Origin of the sequence: Streptomyces griseus subsp. griseus (assembly GCF_003610995.1) — a bacterium.
GTDB lineage: Bacteria > Actinomycetota > Actinomycetes > Streptomycetales > Streptomycetaceae > Streptomyces.
Genome location: NZ_CP032543.1, coordinates 3,571,368 through 3,589,708, shown reverse-complemented (window position 1 = coordinate 3,589,708; position 18,341 = coordinate 3,571,368). Strand labels below are relative to the sequence as shown.

Below are 18,341 nucleotides of genomic sequence, written 5' to 3'. Positions count from 1 at the left end.
GAGGGTGGGGGTGGGTTACGCGGGCACCGGGCGGAAGTCGATGGCGGCCTTGCGGATCGTGTCCCGGTCCAGCAGCGGGCGGCCGTCCCGCTCCTGCCGCTCGGCCAGCCACGGGGTGAAGGCGTCGACGTCGACCTCCAGGCCCGAATCGGCCAGGGCCCAGCGGACGAGAGCGGTGGTGAGGCGGGTGCGTACGCGCAACTCGCGGCTGTTGCCGACGAGTTCGGCGGGCAGCGTCTCGTACGCGTGCGGGTGGCTCAGCTGGCCCGGCAGCTCGTACGCGAAGGCGTGCGGGGTGGTCGGCCCGGACTGGAAGGCCTCCCCGAGGCCCGCGCCGCGCAGGGCGATCCGGGACAGCTCGGTGAGATGGGTGAGGTCGAAGCGGGTGTCGCCGTGGATGACACGCAGCGAGGTGAGCAGCTCGGCCAGCGGCGCGTTGCCGCCGCGCTCCCCGATGCCGCCGACGGTCGCGGAGATCCACTGGGCACCGGCCCGTACGGCGGCCAGGGAGTTGGCGACGGCCATGCCCAGCATGTTGTGCGAGTGGATCTCGATCTCGGAGCCGTCGATCGCGGTGATGTCCGCGATGACCTCCTCCATCTGCCAGGGCGAGAGGTACGCCACGGTCTCCGCCAGCCGGAACCGGTCGGCGCCCGCCGCGAACCCCGCCTCCACATAGGGGACGAGCCGCCCCCGGGGCGTCCGGGCGCCGTCCTCACCGCTGAACGTGACGTGGAAGCCGCGGTCCTTCGCCTGCTGGATCGCCGAACGTGCCAGCGCCTGAAGGAACTTGGGGCTCGCCGAGTCGAGTTTCAGCTGCGCGTGCTGCTCGGAGGTGGGGATCGAGTACATGATGTGCCGCACGCCCAGGCGCTCGGCCTCGTCCAGCGCACGGGCGACCTGGCGGCGGTCGCGTACGACGACGAGCGTCATGCTGCGCTCGGGGGTGACCGCCTCGTGGGTGGCGAGGACGAGGTCGGCGTCCTTGGAGTCCGGTCCGGAGACCATCCCCACCTCGACGAGTTCGACGCCCGTCCGCACCAGCAGGTCCGCGATGGCGGCGGCGTCCGCGGGGCCGAATTCCACCCCCGCCATGTGTGCGGAATCGCGCAGCGTCGCGTCCGATATACGGGGCGGCCTCTCCAGTTTCTCAGGGTCTTCTGCTGCCATTTCCTTTGCTCCTCTCTCCGTGAAAGGGGTGGGCAATCAGGGCTGCATTCGCTGATCCATATCCTTCGGCGGCTGGCTGAAAAGAGCAATGCCAACCGTGTCAGGGCTGTGTGGCGGAGTGTCAGGGAATGTCAGGAAGGAAAGGCAGTGCAAGGGTGGCGTCCGGGCGTGCCAAATAGCGGACGAGGAACACCCGGTGGTGCGGCGTACGCCCTACGGTGCTGGGCATGGATCTCTTCTCGCTGCCCCGGCTGGGGGTCGTCGTGCCGCCGGAGAACCCCACGGCGGAACCTGAGTTCAACCATCTGCTCGGTGCCGGAATGAATGTGTATACCTCCCGATTCCCGGTGACTCCGGGAGCGGAACTCCGGGCCATGCTGGAGACGTACAACGAGGTGCTCCCCGGGCTGCTCGGCAGCTTCGGCGCGCTGCGTCTGGATGCCACGGTGGTGGCGTGCAGCGCGTCGCACTACCTGCTGGAGCCGGCGGGCGACCGGGCCTTCTGCGACGAGCTGTCCGAGCGGACCGGCTCGCCGGTGCAGTCCTCCACCCAGGCGATCCTCGCGGCCTGCGAGGCGCTCGGGGTGAGCCGCCTGACGCTCGTCTCCCCGTACGAGCCCTGGCTCACCGACACCTCCCGGGCCTTCTGGGAGGGGGCCGGGCTCACCGTCGACGGGGTGGTGCTCGTGCCGGCGGAGGAGGCCGCGCGCCCGGGCGGGGACGCGCGCTTCGACCCGTACACGGTGACGACCGGGACCATCCTGCGGCGGATACGGGAGCGGGAGCTGCCCGCCGGCACGGCCTTGCTCTTCACGGGCACGGGCATGGGCACGCTCGCCGCGCTGACCGAGCTGGCCCGCCGCGAGCCGCACCGCACCCTGCTGACCTCGAACCTGGCCTCGGCGTGGTGGGCGCGGCGGGCGGTGGGGGCGACGGGCGAGGCGCACCACCCGCTGCTGCGGCGGCTGGAGGGGGCGAGGGTGTGACGGGCGGGGGCCGGGGGAGTGGGCCCGGTCCGCGCAGGTCCCTGGTCCGCTCGGCCCCGGTCCGCGCAGGTCCCTCGTCCGCTCGCCCCTGGTCTGCTCGGTCCCCGGTCCACTCGCCCCCGGTCCGCTCAGCCCGCCGTCGTCTCCGGCATCTGCCAGGCGTATCCCATCCGGTATCCGACGCCCCGGACCGTGATGATCCAGCCGCCGGAGCCGAGCTTCGCCCGGAGGCTGCTCACATGGGTGTCGATCGTGCGGCTGGTGTGACCCCAGTTGCTGCCCCAGACCCGGGCCATCAGCTCTTTCCGGGTCACGACCGTCTCCGGGGTGGCGGCCAGGGTGTAGAGCAGTTCGAATTCCTTCGACGTGACACCGACGAGCCGTCCCCCGAGCCGTACTTCCCGCCGACGCGGATCGATATGCAGATCGCGCAGGGAAATGGTGCCCGGAAGGTTCTGCCGGGGCCGGGCCCGGCGCAGTACCGCTTCGATACGTGCCCCGACCTCCCTGAATCCCCAGCTTCTCACCACACAGTCGTCCGCGCCCGCGTGCAGTACGAGGACGCGCTCCAGTTCGGCGTCGGCATCGGTGACCGCTATCAGGGCCGTATCCCCGCCGCCGCGCAGGGAACGGCACAATTCCAGCCCGTCGATATCGGGCAGCTCCAGGGAGAACAGCACCAGATCCGCGTCGCCGTACACGCGCAGCGCCCGCTCTCCGGTGGAGACGCTGCGGGCGGCGAATCCCTGCCGCCGCAGATCGCTCACCATGGCCGCCGCTGCGGCCGCGTCCTGCTCCACCACGAGTACCTGTCTCATGCTGCCCCACCCACCCCTTCTCTTCGGCTTCACGTCGATTCGCGGTGCTGCCATGTCAGTTGGAGGCACCGGTGAGTGCGACGGAGGGGGTGGGGCGGGCGGGTTACGGCGGCGGGGCGGTGCTTGCGGCGGGGCGGCGGCGCCCCCGGGGCCGCCGCCGGATGCGCCGGGCAGGCGCTGGTAGACGTAGGCGGCCGAGGCCATGGTCATGTGGTGGTGCCAGCCGGGGAAGGAGCGGCCCTCGAAGTCGAGGACGCCGAACCTGCGGCCGAGCGTGGTGACGGCCGAGAGGGCGGCGGCATGGCCGCGCGCCAGCCGGAGGACGTCCTCCACCCGCCGGTCGGTGAGGGTGGTGAGCCAGTACCGGGCGGGTTGCCGGCCGTCCGGGTCGGGCCGTTCCAGGATGCGGTACGGGCGTGCGCCCACGTCGTCGCCGAAGCCGGGCCGGGGCGCCCCCACCGTGCCCGCGTAGGTGTGGACCGGCACGGGACGGACCCGGCCGTCCGGGGTCTGCCGGAGCAGGACGTGGGTCTGCCGGGCGTGCCGGACCTCCATGAGGGCGCTCACCGTGGTCACGGCGGGCGTGTGCTGCCCGGTGAGGAGCACCAGGTGGTGCGGGGCGACCTCGCACACCACATCGGCCCGCTGCCGGGTGAGGCCCGCGAGGACCCCCGCCGCGTCGTCGCACCGGGTCAGGTCCAGCACCCAGGGCAGCCCGGCGAGTTGGGGCTGTGCGGCGGCCTCGGCGGCGTACCCGACGACATGGTCGGCAGGGGTGCGCCCGGCCTCGGATCCGGGGATGCGGGCCCGGCGTCTGCGCTCCCGGTCCGAGTCCCACGCCCCGCCGAGCACGAGGCTCCAGTCCACCGGGTAGCACTGGGTCCCCGAGACGAGGAAGAAGACCAGCGCCCGCTGACAGTTGACGGTGCGTCCGGTGACGGGGTCGAGGCGCCGGTGCACACCCACCGAGTGCTCACCGCGCTTGGGGATGATGAGTTCGGCGACGGTCCAGGCGTGCGGGGTCGTCCGCGCGGCGACCCGCCGGGCGAGCCGGCGGCGTACCGGGGTCCACTCCCACGGGCTGGCGTTGATGAACTGGTGCAGGCCGTGTGCCGCGGCCGGGGGCAAGGGCTTCGCCAGGGCCATGCGGCGGGGCGTCTTCTTGCCTGATACATGGATCAGGGCCCATAGATAGGCCTGGGCCCAGCGGCGCTGCTCCGGCCGCTGGAAGGCCCGGAAGATCTCGTCCATGAACGTCTGCATGTATGCGCCGTCGCCCGGCACCCCCGCGCGCACCTCACTTGACGACATGTAACGCTACGCCCCCTCGATACTCGTCACCGCTCGCACCCGAGTGGATACATGGCACATCAGTACGAGGTGAAAGTACCGCCCGGAAGGGAGTTTGCCCGGGTCGGCCGTCTATTTTGCGAGTTCGGGGTCTGACCTGCGAAAACACCCCTCGGTGGGGTGCAGGCGGCGGGCGCGTGGAGCGGAAGGACCCGGCTCCGCCACTGGTGGGGCCGGGTCCCGCGGTCGCCCGGTGAAGTGTCAACAAATCATGAACATGGTCCGGGCACGCTTCCTCAGGCCGCCGGGTCGCCGCCGGTGGGGGCCGGGACGCCGGCCGGGGCCGACGCCTCCTCCGCCTCCGCCACCGGCCGGTGGGCGGGGAAACCGGCCTGCCGGGCGTAGAGCACGACCGCGATCACCGGCAGCAGGAGCAGCAGGACCGTCCACGGGAAGGACTCGCTGCCCACGGTGTCCAGCAGGATGCCGCCGACGATGCCGCCACCCGCCATCGCGACGTTCCAGAGCGTGACGAGCATCGCCTGCGCGGCATCGGCCGACTCGCCGCCCGCGTCACCGACGGCGGTCTGGAGCAGGGTGGGGACACCACCCCAGCCCAGCCCCCACAGCACCGCCGCCACATAGACGAGGGCGGTGGTGTCGGAGAGGACGGCCAGGAGCAGCGCGGCGACGGCGACCAGCAGCGCGCCGCCGACGGTGAGACCGCGCAGCCGGCGGTTGATCTGCGCGCCGACGATCCAGATGCTCGCCAGCGAGGCGGCCCCGAAGACGAGGAGCACCAGGCCGGTGGAGCTGCCGAGGCCCAGGTCCTTGAGGTAGGTGGCGATGTACGCGTACAGGATGGTGTGCGCCAGCACGAAGACCAGCGTGACGAACAGGACCGGGGTCACGCCCGGGATGGTCAGGGTCCGCAGCAGCTTCGGCCGCTCGCCGCGCCCCTGGCCCGGGAAGTCCGGCACGCCCACGAAGATCCACACCAGCAGGACGACCGTGAGCACCGTCATCGACAGGAACGCCACGCGCCAGCCGAGCCACTCGCCGAGGAACGTTCCGGCGGGCACCCCGAGGGAGAGTGCGACGGGGATACCGGCCATGGCGATGGCCATCGCCTTGCCCTGGAGGTGTGCGGGGGCCAGGCGGCGGGCGTAGCCGGCGAGCAGGGCCCAGGCGAGACCGGCGGCGACACCGGCGACGAACCGGGCGACCATCGTCAGCTCGTAGACGGACGACAGGGCCGTCACGGTGTTGGCGAGCGCGAACCCGGCCATGGCCGTGAGCAGCAGCTTCTTCCGCTGCCAGCCCGCCGTGGCGGCGGTGAGCGGGATCGCGGTGAGGGCGGTGCCGATCGCGTAGACCGTGACCGTCTGGCCGGTCGCGGACTGGCTCACCCGCAGGTCCTCGCTCATCGCGGGCAGCAGACCGGCCGGGAGGGTCTCGGTGAGGCAGGTGATGAAGACGGCGGTGGCCAGGGCCAGCAGGGCGAAGAGCGGAAGCTTCTGCTGGTCCTCGCCCCCGCCCTTGGGGTCCGGTGCCGCAGCGGCGGCGGGCGCCGTGTCGGGTGCGGTGCTCATGGGGTGTGCTCCAGGTTTCCGGATGGGAGGTGTGGGGTGCGGGGACGGAGAGGGGTCATGGGTGGCCGAGGCCGCCGTCCACGGGGAGCCGGGCGCCGGTGGTGAACGTCGCCTCCGTGGCCAGGAAGAGCGCGGCGCGGGCCACCTCCTCTGCGGCGCCGAGACGCCCCAGCGGAGGCAGGGGTACGGCGCCGGAGCCCGGCGCCTCGATACAGCCCGGTGCCACGGCGTTGACGCGGATGCCCCGGGCGGCGAGTTCGTCGGCGAGCGCCCGTACGGCGTCGGGGCACGGGGTGGGCGCGGTCAGGACGACCGCGCCGCCGTCCTCGACGTACGGGAGCAGGGGGCGCGCGGTGGGGATGGCGTCGGCGAAGAGGAGGCCGACGGTGGTGGGGCCTGTAGGGCTGGTGCCTGTGGTGCCTGTGGGGCTGGTGGTGCTAGTGAGGCCTGTGGGGTCTATGGCACCAGCGGCGCCTGTGGGGTCGTGTACGAGGCCGGTGGGAGCGGTGGAACCGTCCCCGAGCCTGGTGGTGCCTGTGGGGCCGTCCCCGAGCCCGGTTGGGCCGTCCCCTAGGCCGGTGGAATCGTTGGTGTCGGCACCTGCGGGGCCGGGGGCCCCGGTGAGGGCGGCCTCCACGGCGGATGGCGAAACGACGCGGGCGGCGGAGCCGAGTTCGGCGACCGCGTGGGCGCGCTCGGCCTCCGTGCGGGCGGTCAGCAGGACGCTCGCCCCGCCCTCCACCAGCCGCTTGGCGATGGCCAGGCCGATATCGGTGGCCTCGCCGACGACCAGGGCCTTTCTGCGCGCGTACTTGGTCATGGTTGCCGCTCCCTCCAGGCGCCGCCCGCGGGGTCGCATCGCGATACCGCCCGCGAGGACGACTCTGCGCCCCGGCGCTTCGGGGAACCTTCGGGAAACCTTCGGGCCGGGGGCGGTGGGTGGCGGGAGCCCCGGGGGCCGGTGCCCGGACCTGTACGGTGGCGCCTATGCGGTTTGGGGTGCTCGGGCCACTGGCGGTGTGGGACGGCGAGGGACGGGAAGTCAGGGTCCCCGAGGCCAAGGTCCGGGCGCTGCTGGCGGATCTGCTCGCGAACGACGGGGGGCCGGTCTCCGCCGACCGCCTCATCCACGACCTGTGGGGCGACGCGCCTCCGGGCAGGCCCGCGGGCGCGCTCCAGGCCAAGGTCTCCCAGCTGCGCCGGGCCATCGGCCGGGACCGCGTGGTGCGTCAACCCCCGGGCTACCGGCTGCGGTTCGACGACGGCGACGAGGTGGACGCCGTACGCTTCCGGGCCCTGGTGGCGCAGGCCCGCCCCGTCCAGGACCCGCGCGCCCGGGCCGCGCTGCTCACCGAGGCGCTGGAGCTGTGGCGCGGCCCGGCGTACGCCGACTTCGCGGACGGCCCCTTCGTGCGGGCGGCCGCCCAGCGCCTCGCTGAGCAGCGGCTCTCCGTGCTGGAGGAGCAGGCCCGGGCGCGCCTGGAGGCGGGGGACCACACGCTCCTCGCCGGGGAACTGGCCGATCTCGTCGCACTCCACCCGCTGCGGGAGCGCCTGCGCGCCGTCCAGATGAGGGCCCTGTACGCGGCGGGCCGCCAGAGCGAGGCGCTCGCGTCGTACGAGGACCTCCGCACCCGCCTGGCGGAGGAGCTGGGGGTCGACCCGAGCCCCGAACTGGCCGCGCTGCACGGGGCGGTGCTGCGGCAGGAGCCGGGGCTGAGTGCGGCGCCCCCCACCGAAGCCGTGGCCCGGGCGACCGGCACCCCGCCCCCCGGACCGACCGCACCCGCCACCGCCATCCCACCGCCCCACTCCAACCTCCCCGCCCCCTTACCCCCCTCGTGGGCCGTCGCGAAGCCCTCGCCGACCTGTCCCGACTCCTCGCAGAGGCAAGGCTGGTGACCCTCACCGGACCAGGTGGCGTGGGCAAGACCCGGCTGGCCGTGGCGGCGGCCACCGCCGGGCGGGACCGGGCGCAGGCGGGCGAACTGGCCGACGGCACCTGGCTGGTGGAGTTCGCCGGCATCCGCTCCGGCACCCCCGCCGACCTCGCCCAGGTCGTCGCCGCCACCCTCGGCATCCGCGACGACGCCCCCCGCTCACTGCCCGGCACCGGCCCCGCCACCCCCTCCCTGCCGCACCGCCTCGCCGCCGCCCTGCGCGACCGCCGGACCCTGCTCGTCCTGGACAACTGCGAGCACGTGGTCGACGCCGCCGCCGAACTCACCGACCTCCTCCTGCGCACCGCCCCCGGCCTGCGGGTCCTCGCCACCGGGCAGGAGCCGCTCGGCCTGGCGGGCGAGGCGATGTTCCTGGTGGAACCGCTGCAACCCGCCGACGCGGTCAGGATGTTCATGGAGCGCGCGGCCGCCGCCGCCCCCGGGTTCCCGCGCGACCCGGAGGCGCCGGAGGAGTCCGAGCGCCGGGCGGTCGCCGAGATCTGCCGCCGCCTCGACGGCATCCCGCTCGCGCTGGAGCTGGCCGCCACCCGCGTAAGGGCCCTGGGAGTAGAGGAGTTGGCGGAGCGGCTCAACGACCGGTTCCGGGTGCTGACCTTCGGGCAGCGCGGCGCCCCGGCCCGCCAGCAGACGCTGCGGGCGGTGATCGACTGGAGCTGGGAGCTGCTCAGCGCGCCCGAACGCATCGTCCTGCGCCGCCTCGCCGCCCACACCGACGGCTGCGACCTGGCCGCCGCCGAGGCCGTCTGCGCGGGGGACGGCGTGGCCCGGGACGAGGTGCTGGACCTGGTCACCCGGCTGGTCGACCGGTCGTTGGTGGTCGTGGTGGCCGGGCCCACCGGCCCCCGCTACCGGCTCCTGGAGTCCGTCGCCGCGTACGCCACCGAGCGGCTCCACGAGATGGAGGACCTCACCGCCGTACGGGACCGCCACCTCCTCCACTACCGGGCCCTGGCCGAACAGGCCGAGCCCCAGCTGCGCGGCGCCGGGCAGCGGCCCTGGCTGGCCCGGCTGGACGCGGAGGCCGGCAACCTGCGTACGGCACTCGACGAGGCGGTACGCCGGGCGGGGGCGGGGGAGCCGGAGGAGGCGGCCCGGCTGGCCACCGCGCTGGCCTGGTGGTGGCTGCTGCGCGGCCGCCTGACGGAGGCCCGCCGGAGCCTGGGCGCGGTGCTGGCGGTGACGGACGGGCCGCCCGAACTGGGTTTGCTCCAGGCCGCGTTCACCCTTCTCACCGGGGACCCGGCCGCAGCCGCCGGCACGGCGGACGGCCCTGGCACCGCCCCCGCGTCCGAGGCCATCCCCGACCCCGTACGCCGGGCCCGCGCGCTCTGGCTCTGTGCGTACGGCCTGTTCAGCGCGGGTGACGCGGCCGGGAGCGGGGAGCTGAACGCCCGCGCCCTCACCCTGTTCACCGCGGCCGACGACCGGTGGGGAGCGGCCGCCGCCCTCGGTCTGCGCGCGACGCTCGCGCTGGTCCGCGGCGACCTCGCCGGGGTCGGCCGCGACGGAAGCCGCAGCGCCCTGATCTTCCGCGAACTGGGCGACCTCTGGGGTGAGTTGCAGACCCTCTCGCCGCTCGCCGCGCTTGCCGAGATCAAGGGGGCGTACGAGGACGCCGAGCGCCGGCAGCACGAAGGGCTGCTCATGGCACGGGAGTTGGGGCTGGAGGCGGAGGTGTCGGCCCGGCTCTCCGGGCTCGGCCGGCTCGCGCTGCTCTCCCGCGACTGGGGCCGCGCCCGGGACCTGCACGAGCAGGCGCGTCGGATCGCCGCCGAACAGGGCTACAAGTACGGCGAGATCCACTCCGAGATGGGCCTCGCCCTCGGTGCCCGCCGCTCGGGCGACCTCGACGCGGCCGAGGCCCACCTCCGCCACATCCGCGACGGCTACGGCGACGTCTCCTCCCAGGCGGGCGACCACCTGCTCCTGGCCGAGCTCGGCTTCGTCGCCGAGCTGCGAGGCGACGCGCTCGGGGCGGCGGCCCACCACCTCCAGGGCCTGGAGATCGCCCGCGCCCTGGCCGAGCCCCGCGCCCTGGCCCTCTCCCTGGAGGGCCTCGCGGGTGCGGCCGCCCTGCCCGGCCACGCTCCCGCCGCCACCCGTGCGGCCGTCCTCCTGGGCGCGGCGGCGGCCGCCCGCCGCCGGGCCGGGGCACCGCTGCCACCCGCTGAACGTGCCGACGTGGACCGCATCACGGCGGTGGCGCGGGGTGCGCTGGGGGCGGCGGCGTTCTCGGAGGCGTACGCGAGGGGCGGACGGCTGGACCCGGAGGAGGCGGGCCGCCAGGCCCGTACGGCACTGGAGGGTGTCCGGCCGATACACAGCTGAAACAGACCCGCGCGGTCCTCGAAGCACACCCCTGACCGGCCGGAAGCGCGGACCCCGGAGGCTGGGGACGTACCCGACCTCCGGTGTACGCGACCGTGACCGTAGGGAGCCCCGCGCCGTGCTGACCACAGAGGAGGACCCGGGGAGGGGGGCTGCCCCGAGCGCCCGGGAGACCGCCGTCCCGGGCGCCGGGGAGACCGCGAGCCCCAGGCAGGCCCCGAGCACCGAGGAGGCCGCCCCGAGCCCGAGTACCCAGGAGGCCGCCCCGAGCCTGAGCGCCGGGCAGGCCCCGAGCCCCGGGCAGCCCCTGAGCCCCCCGGAGCTCCCGAGCCCCGGGGCCGACGCCCCCGCCGAGGAGTCCCTCACCTCCACCGGGAAGCCCCCCGGCCGACGGCTCGCCCTCACCGCGCTGCTCGCCGCCGTCCTCATCGCCCTGCACGCACACCTCCCCGACACCGCCCTCAACCTCGGCAGCCTCTTCCAGACCCTGTTGCCCTGGACCGGTCTCGCCGTCCCCGTCCTCCTCGCCCTGGCCGCCGTCCGCCGCTCCCGGCTCGCCGCCGTCGCCGTACTCGCCCCCGCCCTCGTCTGGGCAACGCTCCTCGGCCCCACCCTCATCGACAAGCGGTCCACCGGACACGGCCTCACCGTCCTCAGCCACAACGTCGACGAGGCCAACCCCGACCCGGCCGGGACCGCGCGTGCCCTCGCCGGGGCCAAGGCCGACCTCCTGGCCCTGGTGGAGCTGTCACACGAGTCCGCACCGGTCTACGAGCGCGAGCTGGCCGCCGCCTACCCGCACCACACCGTGCTCGGCGGCGTCGGCCTCTGGAGCAGATACCGGCTCTCGGCGGTGGCCGTGGTGGAGATCATGCCGTGGACCCGGGCGATGCGGGCCACAGCCGCCACCCCGAAGGGGCCTGTCGCCGTGTACGCCGCCCACCTCGCCTCCGTACGCGTGTCGGCCGCGGGCTTCACCACCGGCCGCCGCAACGAGGCGGCCCGCGCGCTGGCCGCAGCCGTACGGGCCGAGAGCACGCCCCGCGTCGTCGTGCTGGGCGACTTCAACGGCACGTACCAGGACCGGGCGTTGGCCCCCGTCACCTCGCAGCTGCGCTCGGCCCAGCGGGAGGCGGGGAGCGGCTTCGGGTTCACGTACCCGGCCGGGTTCCCGGTGGTCCGCATCGATGACGTACTCGTCAAGGGCCTGACCCCGCTCGCCTCCTGGACCCTGCCCGCCACGGGCAGCGACCACCGCCCGGTGGCGGCGACGCTCAGGCTCTGACCCGCAGGCGGCCTACGATGCGCGAAGCACCCCGTTACTCTCCCCATGACCAGGCAGGAACCGTGCCGGAACCCCGGGTCCCCGACCCCGTCAGCGTGCTCGTCGTCGAGGACGACGCCACGATCCGGCGCGCCGTCCAACTGGCCTTGGAGCGCTACGGCTACCGCGTGGCGGTGGCGGCCGACGGGCTCAGCGGCCTGGAGGCTTTTCGCGCGGGCGCGTACGACCTGCTGATCCTGGATGTGATGCTGCCCGAGCTGGACGGCATCGGCCTCTGCCACCGCATCCGTGAGGAGAGCCTGGTGCCGGTCCTGATGATGTCGGCGCGCGGCGACGCGCTGGACGTGGTGGCGGGCCTGGAGGCGGGCGCCGACGACTACGTCATCAAGCCCGTGGACACCCCCGTCCTGGTGGCCCGCATCCGCGCCCTGCTGCGCCGCGCCACCTTCGCGCCGTCCCAGAGCCCGCCGCCCGGGGCCCCCGGCCAGGTGCTGGTCTTCGGCGACCTGACCGTCGACACCCTCGGCATGGAGGTGCACCGCGCGGGGACGCCCGTACCGCTGACCCCCACCGAACTGCGGCTGCTGCTGGAGTTCGCCGCCGCGCCCGGCTCGGTCCTGGACCGCCGCCGGCTGCTGCGCGAGGTGTGGGACTACGGCTGGGAGGGCGACACCCGGGTCGTCGACCTGTGCGTGCTGCGGCTGCGCAAGAAGATCGGCAGCGGCAGGATCGAGACCGTACGCGGCTTCGGCTACAAACTCGTCCGCACCTGACGGCAGACCGGCCGACTGCGGACCGACCACCGGCGGACCGACCACTGACCGACCGACCCATGACCGACCAACCCACGACCGACGGATCACCATGGGCCTCCTCAACCCCCGCGCCCTGCGCTGGAAGATCGCCGCACTCACCGCCGCGGCCTGCTGCGCGGTGGCGGCGGCCATCGGCTTCCTGGTCCACGACGCGACCCGTGAGCGCGGGCTGCGCGTGGGCCACGAACGCACGATCACCCGGCTCGTCGCGGCCGAGCGCGAGCTGGGCCGTACGGGAAAGGCGCCGCCGGACGTCGACGTACGGTCCCGTCAGGAGCTGCCCGAGCCGCTGGCGCGCGATCTGGCCGACCAGCCGGACACCGGCGGCGAGTACGCCACCTGGTACGACGCCGATCCGCCCAACTGGTACTGGATGTGGGGCGCCGTGGCCGTGGGCGACGGTCAGGTCCTCGTCGTACGGGACGACATGAGCACCGAGGTCCGCAGCCTCCAGCTCCTGGACCGCTCCATCGTGAAATCCGTCCTCGCGGCCCTCGTCTTCGTCGTCCCGCTCGCCGCCCTCGTCACCGAGCCCATCAACCGGCGGCTGCGCCACGGAGCCCGTACCGCCCGGCGGATCGCGGACGGGGAGCTGGACGCGCGGATCGGCTCCACCGGGCGGGCCCGCGATGAGATCACCGAGATGTCGGCCGCCGTCGACGACATGGCCACCGCCCTCCAGCGCAAGCTGGAGAACGAGCAGCGCTTCACCGCCGACGTCGCCCACGAGCTGCGCACCCCGCTGATGGGCCTGGTCACCGCCGCCGGGCTGCTCCCGGAGAGCGACGAGGCGACGCATCTCGTACGGGACCGGGTGCGCGCCCTCAACGCCCTGGTCGAGGACCTGTTGGAGGTCTCGCGGCTGGACGCGGGCGCCGAGCGGGCCAGGCCGGACGCGGTGCCGCTGGGCGAGCTGGTGGCGGACGTGGTGCGGCGCACGGGGACGGAGACACGGGTGAGCGCCGGGGCGGCCGGGACGGTGGAGACCGACCCGCGCCGGGTGGAGCGGATCGTGGTCAACCTCGTCACCAACGCGCACCGCCACGGCGCCACCCCCGTCGAGATCACCGTCACCGGCGCCCGGATCTCCGTACGCGACCACGGCCCCGGCTTCCCCGCCGACCTGCTCGAACAGGGCCCGCGGCGCTTCCGCACGGGCGCCAGCGAACGCGGCCGGGGCCACGGGCTCGGCCTGACCGTCGCCCAGGGCCAGGCCGCGGTCCTCGGCGCCCGCCTGACCTTCGCGAACGCCCCGGACGGGGGCGGCGCGATCGCCACCCTCGACCTGGCACCGGGGTCGTCCGGCGGGCTCTGAGGGCCCCACACGGTCGGCGGGGGCGGCGCATGCACGGCAGAGGACAGCTGTATTGCCTTGCGGGTGAGACAAGATGACGTTCCGTCAGGCAATTGTCGTCGGAGCCGGAGCGGCCTCACCGGCGCAGGCGGCTCCCGCTCCCGCGCCCGCGGGCAGATCAGGCGGACCTACACCATCGCGCTGAACGGGTACGCCGCCCAGCTCAGCGGCGCCCGGGCCGAGCGGCTCGCCGCCGATCCGGCGGTGGCCTCGGTGGAGCAGGACCGGAGGGTCCGCTCGACCGCCACCCAGACCGACGCGCCCTGGGGGCTCGACCGGATCGACCAGCCCGACCTGCCGCTGAACGGCACGTACACCTACCCGGACTCCGGCGGGGCAACAGCACCGTCTTCGTCCTGGACACCGGTGTCCGCATCACCCACCAGGACATCGCGGGCCGGGCCTCGTACGGCTGGGACTTCGTCGACAACGACGCCACCGCCCAGGTCGGCAACGGCCATGGCACGCACGTCGCCACGACCGCCGCCGGAACCACCTACGGCGTCGCCAAGGAGGCGAAGATCGTCGCCGTGCGCGTTCTCGACAACAACGGCTCCGGCACCACCGCCGGGGTCATCGCGGGCGTCGACTGGATCACCGCCACCCACACCGGCAACGGCACCTCCTTCGCGGCGCCGCACGTCGCCGGTGCGGCCGCCGTCCACCTGACGAACCACCCCGGCGCCTCCCCGGCCGCCGTGGGCTCCGCCCTCGTGAACGGCGCGACCAGCAATGTCCTGACCGGCATCGGGTCCGGCTCCCCGGACAAGCTGCTCCGGCTGGTTCCGTAACGCGGCGGTCCAGTGAAGCGGTGCTCCGAGGCCGTGGCCGGTACAGGGGTGATCCCCTTGCCGGCCACGGCTTTCGGCCGATCCCAGGGGCCGGTGCACGCAAGGTGAGCGGACGCCCGGCGCGGGTCACGCTCCGTGCAAGGGGTCCGGGCACACCCGGTGGGCCATGCGCCCTGTCGTGCGGTGATGCGGCCCGCCGCCGGGGTCTCCCTGTGTTGTCGGGGTGTAACAGACCGGTTGCGTGGTGCCTCACCACCGCCTCCCACGTGACGCAGGTCGCAGTCGGCCCACCCGAATTATGGCGTCGGTGGACCGGGCACCGCATCGGCGGGCAAACCGGTGTCCGGAGCACCTAGGCATGCCGCCCGCCCGGCCCGCACCGTAGGTAAAGAAATTCCCACGAGCGCCGCCTAGAGGGAAGGTACAGGGATGAGTGCCGCTGCTCTTTACACAGACAACCGATTATCGGGCGAGCAGCCCTGCCTGCCACTCGACGCGTCCGGAGTCGAGGACATCGTGCTCGGCGAACTCGGATCACGCCTGTTCCTCTCCCTGCCGCGCAGTGACCAGCGCCGCCGGGGCATGCACTACCTCCAGGCGCTGATCGCGGCGGAGGGCCGCAAGTCGATACGGAACATCGCCGGCGTCCTGGGCGGCAGCGCCACCGAGCAGAGCCTGCACCACTTCGTCGCCAGCTCCACCTGGGGGTGGACGCCGGTCCGCCGGGCGCTGGCCGAGCACGTGGTGCGGGTGGCACCGCCCCAGGCGTGGGTGGCCCGGTCCATGGTCATCCCGAAGGCCGGGGAGAACTCGGTGGGGGTGGAGCGCCAGTTCCTGCCGTATACGGGCCAGGTGCTCAACGCCCAGTACGCGGTGGGGGTGTGGGCCGCCTGCGAGGCCGGGAGCTTCCCCGTCAACTGGCGGCTGCACCTCTCCGACGCCTGGCTGGAGGACGGGGCCCGCCGGACGCAGGCCTCCATACCGGACGCCGTTGCCTCGGAGTCGCCCGCCGACTGCGCCCACGAGGCGTATCTGGGCATGATGCGGAAGTGGGGGCTGCCGGACTGCCCGGTGGTCCTCGACGGCCACGGCGCCGACGCGGCGGACGCGGCGGCCACCGTGCGGTCGTACCACGCGGCGGGGGTGCAGGTGCTGGCCCGGGTGCCGGGCAGCATCCGGCTGGACGTCACCGACCCGCTGCTCCGCGGCCGGACGGGGGTGTCGACCGCGCACCAGATCATGGCGGCCGCCCGGGATCTGCGCCGGCCGGTGGCGTGGCGGGCGCACGGACCGGGGCGCCCGGCCCGCAGGAGCCTGGTCGCGGCGGTACGGACCCGGATACCGAGCCCGGCGCGGATGGAGCGCCGCCACCACGGTGAGCTGGTGCTGCTCGGGGTCGGTGAGCACGGGCGGGCCTGGCCCGGCGAGCTGTGGCTGACGAACATGACGGATGCCGCGCCCGGCGAACTCCTGCGGCTCACCCGGCTCGTGGACCGGGTGGACCACGACTTCCGGGAGATCGCCGAGCGGGTGGGCATCCGGGACTACACGGGGCGCTCCTTCGCGGGCTGGCACCGCCATGTCACCCTCGCCTCGGCCGCGCACTCCGTGGTCGCCCTCAGCCGGCTGGGCGGGGAGGCCCGCCCCCTGTGGTGAGGCGAGGACCGGCGGGCCGCACCCCTGCCCGCCGGTTGGTTCACTCCACGTCCCCGCCCGGGCGGGCGCTGCCCGAGTGCAGCTCCCGCCCCATCAGGGCGGACCGCATCCGGCGCAGTTTCAGGGCGAGTTGGACCTCCAGGGCGCGGTCGGGGTGCTGCCAGCCCTCGCCCAGCAGTTCGTTGACCCGCTCCAGCCGGCGAGCGACCGTGTTGGGGTGTACGTGAAGCTTCTTCGCGGCGTGGGTGGGGGAGCCGCAGGCGTTGAAGAAGGCCTCCAGGGTGTCGGTGAGCTGGGTGAGCCGCTGGTCGTCGTAGCGGGCCACCGGGCCGATCACCGAGTCGATGAACCCGTCCACATCGTGGTCGTCGGAGACGAGCAGCCCGAGGAAGCCCAGCTCGGAGGCGGCGGCCGAGCGGCCGGAGAGGCCCAGCGCGGACATCACCTCCAGACAGCGCAGCGCCTCCAGATAGCTGCGGTGGATCGGGCCCGCACCGGAGACCGGCCCGGCGGCGCTGACCGTCACCAGGTGCCGGAGCAGCGGGGAGAGGTCGTTGTGCACCTCGCGGGCCACCTCGGCCGCGTCGGTGCCGGGCAGCAGGAAGACCACCCGGCCCGACTGCTCCGACTTCAGCCCGTCGTTGCGGTGGGCGTAGGAGGAGGCCCAGATCATCGCCTTGCGCCGGGCGTCGCCGACCGGGCTGGCGACCACGATGACGTACGACTCCTCCAGGGCGACGCCCAGCTTGCGGGCCCGCCGGTCCAGCTCCCGGGTGGAGCGGGTGCGGTTGACGAGGTCGTCCAGGAAGCCGTCGCGGGCCTGGCTCTCCATCACGATGCCGTGGCGGTTCTGCATGAGCAGCAGCACGGCGGTGGCCTGTGCCACCAGGCCCAGCAGCCGGACCCCGGACTCCCACAGCGGGCGCTCGGTGCGCAGCAGCACCGCGCCCAGGTTCTCGTCGCCCATCATCACCGGCGCCGCCCACACCGTGTTCTTCACCCGGACCGCCTTGCCCGCGGCGTGGGCGTCCATCATCGCCCGGGAGATCATCAGGTCCTCGTCGGGCTGCGCCCCGGCGGTGCTGGCCAGGACGGTGCCGTCGCCCGCGCAGACGGTCAGCACCCCGCCGAGGCCGTCGGCCGCCTCGTCGGCCAGGCTCTGCAGATCGCACCCGGAGAGCACCTGCGACATCAGGAAATCGTGGATGTCGCCGACCTCCTGCCACTGCCGGTAGCCGGCCTCCGCCTCCTCGGTGCGCCGCTGGAGCATCTCCACCTCGGCGGCGGTCCGGTCCATCAGCCATGCCTTCTCGATGACGGCACCCGCGAGATCGCCCAGCGAACTCATCAGGGACACCTCGTCCGCCGAGAAGTGGCGCGGCTCCCGGTCGGCGACGTGCAGCACCCCGAACGGCCCGCTGCCGTGGCTCAGGGGGACCGCCATGATGCCGCGCAGCTCCTCGGCCCGCACCATCTCGTCCAGGCGCTCATGGTGGGGGAAGCGGGCGTCGCTGAGATAGTCCGCGCTCCAGAAGGGGGCGGAGGTGGTGAGGACGTCGCTGCTCCCGGCCCCGTGCGGGATCTGCATCCCCACGTGGAACGACGACACATGGCCGTCACTGGCCTCGACCCGGGCCGTGCCCTTCTCCGAGGTGAGCAGCGTGATGTACGAGATGTCCGCGCCGAGCAGCATCCGGGCCCGGCGGGTGGTCACCTTGAGCAGGGTCTTGAGGTCATAAGGGGCGGACAGCTCCCGGGCTATGTCCACCAGCGCCGACAGACTGGCCTCGCGCTGCTGCCTGCGGTCGAGCTGTGAATAGATGTGCAGCCCAAGTTTCCGCGCGTTCTCCAATCGGTCCAATTGCGGACCCGGCATTCCCGCGGAACGGGCGCGCGTGAGGAGCGATTCGAATCGGTCCGGTGGTGCGTCGGAGGCCAGCAGTTCCAGTATGGCGACAGCGTCTATTTTCGCCTCGGCTTCGTGTCTTAACACGTGATCCCCCGTTGTGCGGCCTGGCGGCATCTCTGGTCAGCCACCTCGGCGCGCCCGTGCCGCGGCGTCGCCTGGCTGCCTCCCGCGCCGGTCAGCAGCGTAATATGCCCTGATCGTCAGAGGGAGGTGGTCCGGGCACCGTAGAACGGCCCGGAGCGGTAGGCAGCGCACTTTTCGCCTTGTTCGCGGGGGCGGTAGGAGGTGGCCGGGCACCCGTCCGGAGCGCGGATCGGGGGGCTGAGTAGCGGCCTGCTACGGAAGTGGACCGGGGCGTGACCGGGGCCGGGCGGGGACGTGAACAT

10 protein-coding genes and 3 pseudogenes are annotated in these 18,341 nt (G+C 73.8%); 7 read left to right on the top strand and 6 right to left on the bottom strand.

All coding sequences use genetic code 11. The features are described from left to right. Positions 1-15: 15 nt before the first annotated feature. Positions 16-1,170, bottom strand: a complete 1,155-nt coding sequence (locus tag D6270_RS15955) for a hydroxymethylglutaryl-CoA lyase-like TIM-barrel protein (RefSeq protein ID WP_109164808.1) — start codon at positions 1,168-1,170, stop codon at positions 16-18. Positions 1,171-1,397: 227 nt separating this feature from the next. On the opposite strand from D6270_RS15955, the gene D6270_RS15950 reads away from it, so the two are divergent. Beyond that, entirely contained in the window at positions 1,398-2,156 is a 759-nt protein-coding gene (locus D6270_RS15950) for a maleate cis-trans isomerase family protein (RefSeq protein WP_109167416.1), read from the top strand. Positions 2,157-2,284: 128 nt separating this feature from the next. Here D6270_RS15950 and D6270_RS34010 read toward each other — a convergent pair whose 3' ends face one another. The 4 genes and pseudogenes from D6270_RS34010 to D6270_RS33665 all read right to left on the bottom strand — a co-directional run bounded on the left by D6270_RS34010 (position 2,285) and on the right by D6270_RS33665 (position 6,676). Further along, positions 2,285-2,974: a response regulator transcription factor gene (locus D6270_RS34010; protein WP_109164809.1), complete on the bottom strand. Its 690-nt coding sequence runs from the start codon at positions 2,972-2,974 to the stop codon at positions 2,285-2,287. A gap of 600 nt (positions 2,975-3,574) precedes the next feature. Then, a pseudogene (locus D6270_RS34005) lies at positions 3,575-4,225 on the bottom strand (transposase); the annotation flags it as partial. Positions 4,226-4,560: 335 nt separating this feature from the next. Continuing rightward, positions 4,561-5,856: an MFS transporter gene (locus D6270_RS15935; protein ID WP_109164811.1), complete on the bottom strand. Its 1,296-nt coding sequence runs from the start codon at positions 5,854-5,856 to the stop codon at positions 4,561-4,563. 55 nt (positions 5,857-5,911) lie between these two features. Continuing rightward, entirely contained in the window at positions 5,912-6,676 is a 765-nt protein-coding gene (locus D6270_RS33665) for an SDR family oxidoreductase (protein ID WP_264081512.1), read from the bottom strand. Positions 6,677-6,843: 167 nt separating this feature from the next. On the opposite strand from D6270_RS33665, the pseudogene D6270_RS33660 reads away from it, so the two are divergent. From D6270_RS33660 to D6270_RS15895, 6 genes and pseudogenes are all read left to right on the top strand, one after another. Next, positions 6,844-10,145 (top strand): annotated as a pseudogene (locus D6270_RS33660) (BTAD domain-containing putative transcriptional regulator). A 409-nt stretch (positions 10,146-10,554) separates the two neighbouring features. Further along, positions 10,555-11,430 (top strand): endonuclease/exonuclease/phosphatase family protein, encoded by an 876-nt coding sequence (locus D6270_RS15915; RefSeq protein WP_318780034.1) that lies wholly within the window; start codon positions 10,555-10,557, stop codon positions 11,428-11,430. Positions 11,431-11,447: 17 nt separating this feature from the next. Beyond that, positions 11,448-12,203 carry a two-component system response regulator CseB gene (gene cseB / locus D6270_RS15910; protein WP_109164812.1) on the top strand — a complete coding sequence of 252 codons (756 nt, stop codon included), beginning with the start codon at positions 11,448-11,450 and terminating at the stop codon, positions 12,201-12,203. Between the two features lie 91 nt (positions 12,204-12,294). Next, complete coding sequence (locus D6270_RS15905; RefSeq protein WP_109164813.1) at positions 12,295-13,560, top strand: sensor histidine kinase; 1,266 nt, start codon at positions 12,295-12,297, stop codon at positions 13,558-13,560. Positions 13,561-13,633: 73 nt separating this feature from the next. After that, positions 13,634-14,390: pseudogene (locus D6270_RS15900) on the top strand (S8 family serine peptidase). Positions 14,391-14,819: 429 nt separating this feature from the next. Beyond that, the gene (locus tag D6270_RS15895) at positions 14,820-16,046 is read left to right on the top strand and encodes an IS701 family transposase (RefSeq protein ID WP_109164814.1); all 1,227 of its coding nucleotides are present in this window, start codon (positions 14,820-14,822) and stop codon (positions 16,044-16,046) included. 40 nt (positions 16,047-16,086) lie between these two features. On the opposite strand, the gene D6270_RS15890 is transcribed toward D6270_RS15895, so the two are convergent. Further along, the gene (locus D6270_RS15890; protein WP_225976869.1) at positions 16,087-17,907 is read right to left on the bottom strand and encodes a helix-turn-helix domain-containing protein; all 1,821 of its coding nucleotides are present in this window, start codon (positions 17,905-17,907) and stop codon (positions 16,087-16,089) included. Positions 17,908-18,341 lie beyond the last annotated feature (434 nt).

Bases quoted from the DNA above. Each gene is read 5' to 3' on its own strand.
- D6270_RS15950 (WP_109167416.1), top strand. From the start codon at position 1,398: ATGGATCTCTTCTCGCTGCCCCGGCTGGGGGTCGTCGTGCCGCCGGAG.
- D6270_RS33665 (WP_264081512.1), bottom strand. From the start codon at position 6,676: ATGACCAAGTACGCGCGCAGAAAGGCCCTGGTCGTCGGCGAGGCCACC.
- D6270_RS34010 (WP_109164809.1), bottom strand. From the start codon at position 2,974: ATGAGACAGGTACTCGTGGTGGAGCAGGACGCGGCCGCAGCGGCGGCC.
- D6270_RS15895 (WP_109164814.1), top strand. From the start codon at position 14,820: ATGAGTGCCGCTGCTCTTTACACAGACAACCGATTATCGGGCGAGCAG.
- D6270_RS15905 (WP_109164813.1), top strand. From the start codon at position 12,295: ATGGGCCTCCTCAACCCCCGCGCCCTGCGCTGGAAGATCGCCGCACTC.
- D6270_RS15935 (WP_109164811.1), bottom strand. From the start codon at position 5,856: ATGAGCACCGCACCCGACACGGCGCCCGCCGCCGCTGCGGCACCGGAC.
- cseB (WP_109164812.1), top strand. From the start codon at position 11,448: ATGCGCGAAGCACCCCGTTACTCTCCCCATGACCAGGCAGGAACCGTG.
- D6270_RS15955 (WP_109164808.1), bottom strand. From the start codon at position 1,170: ATGGCAGCAGAAGACCCTGAGAAACTGGAGAGGCCGCCCCGTATATCG.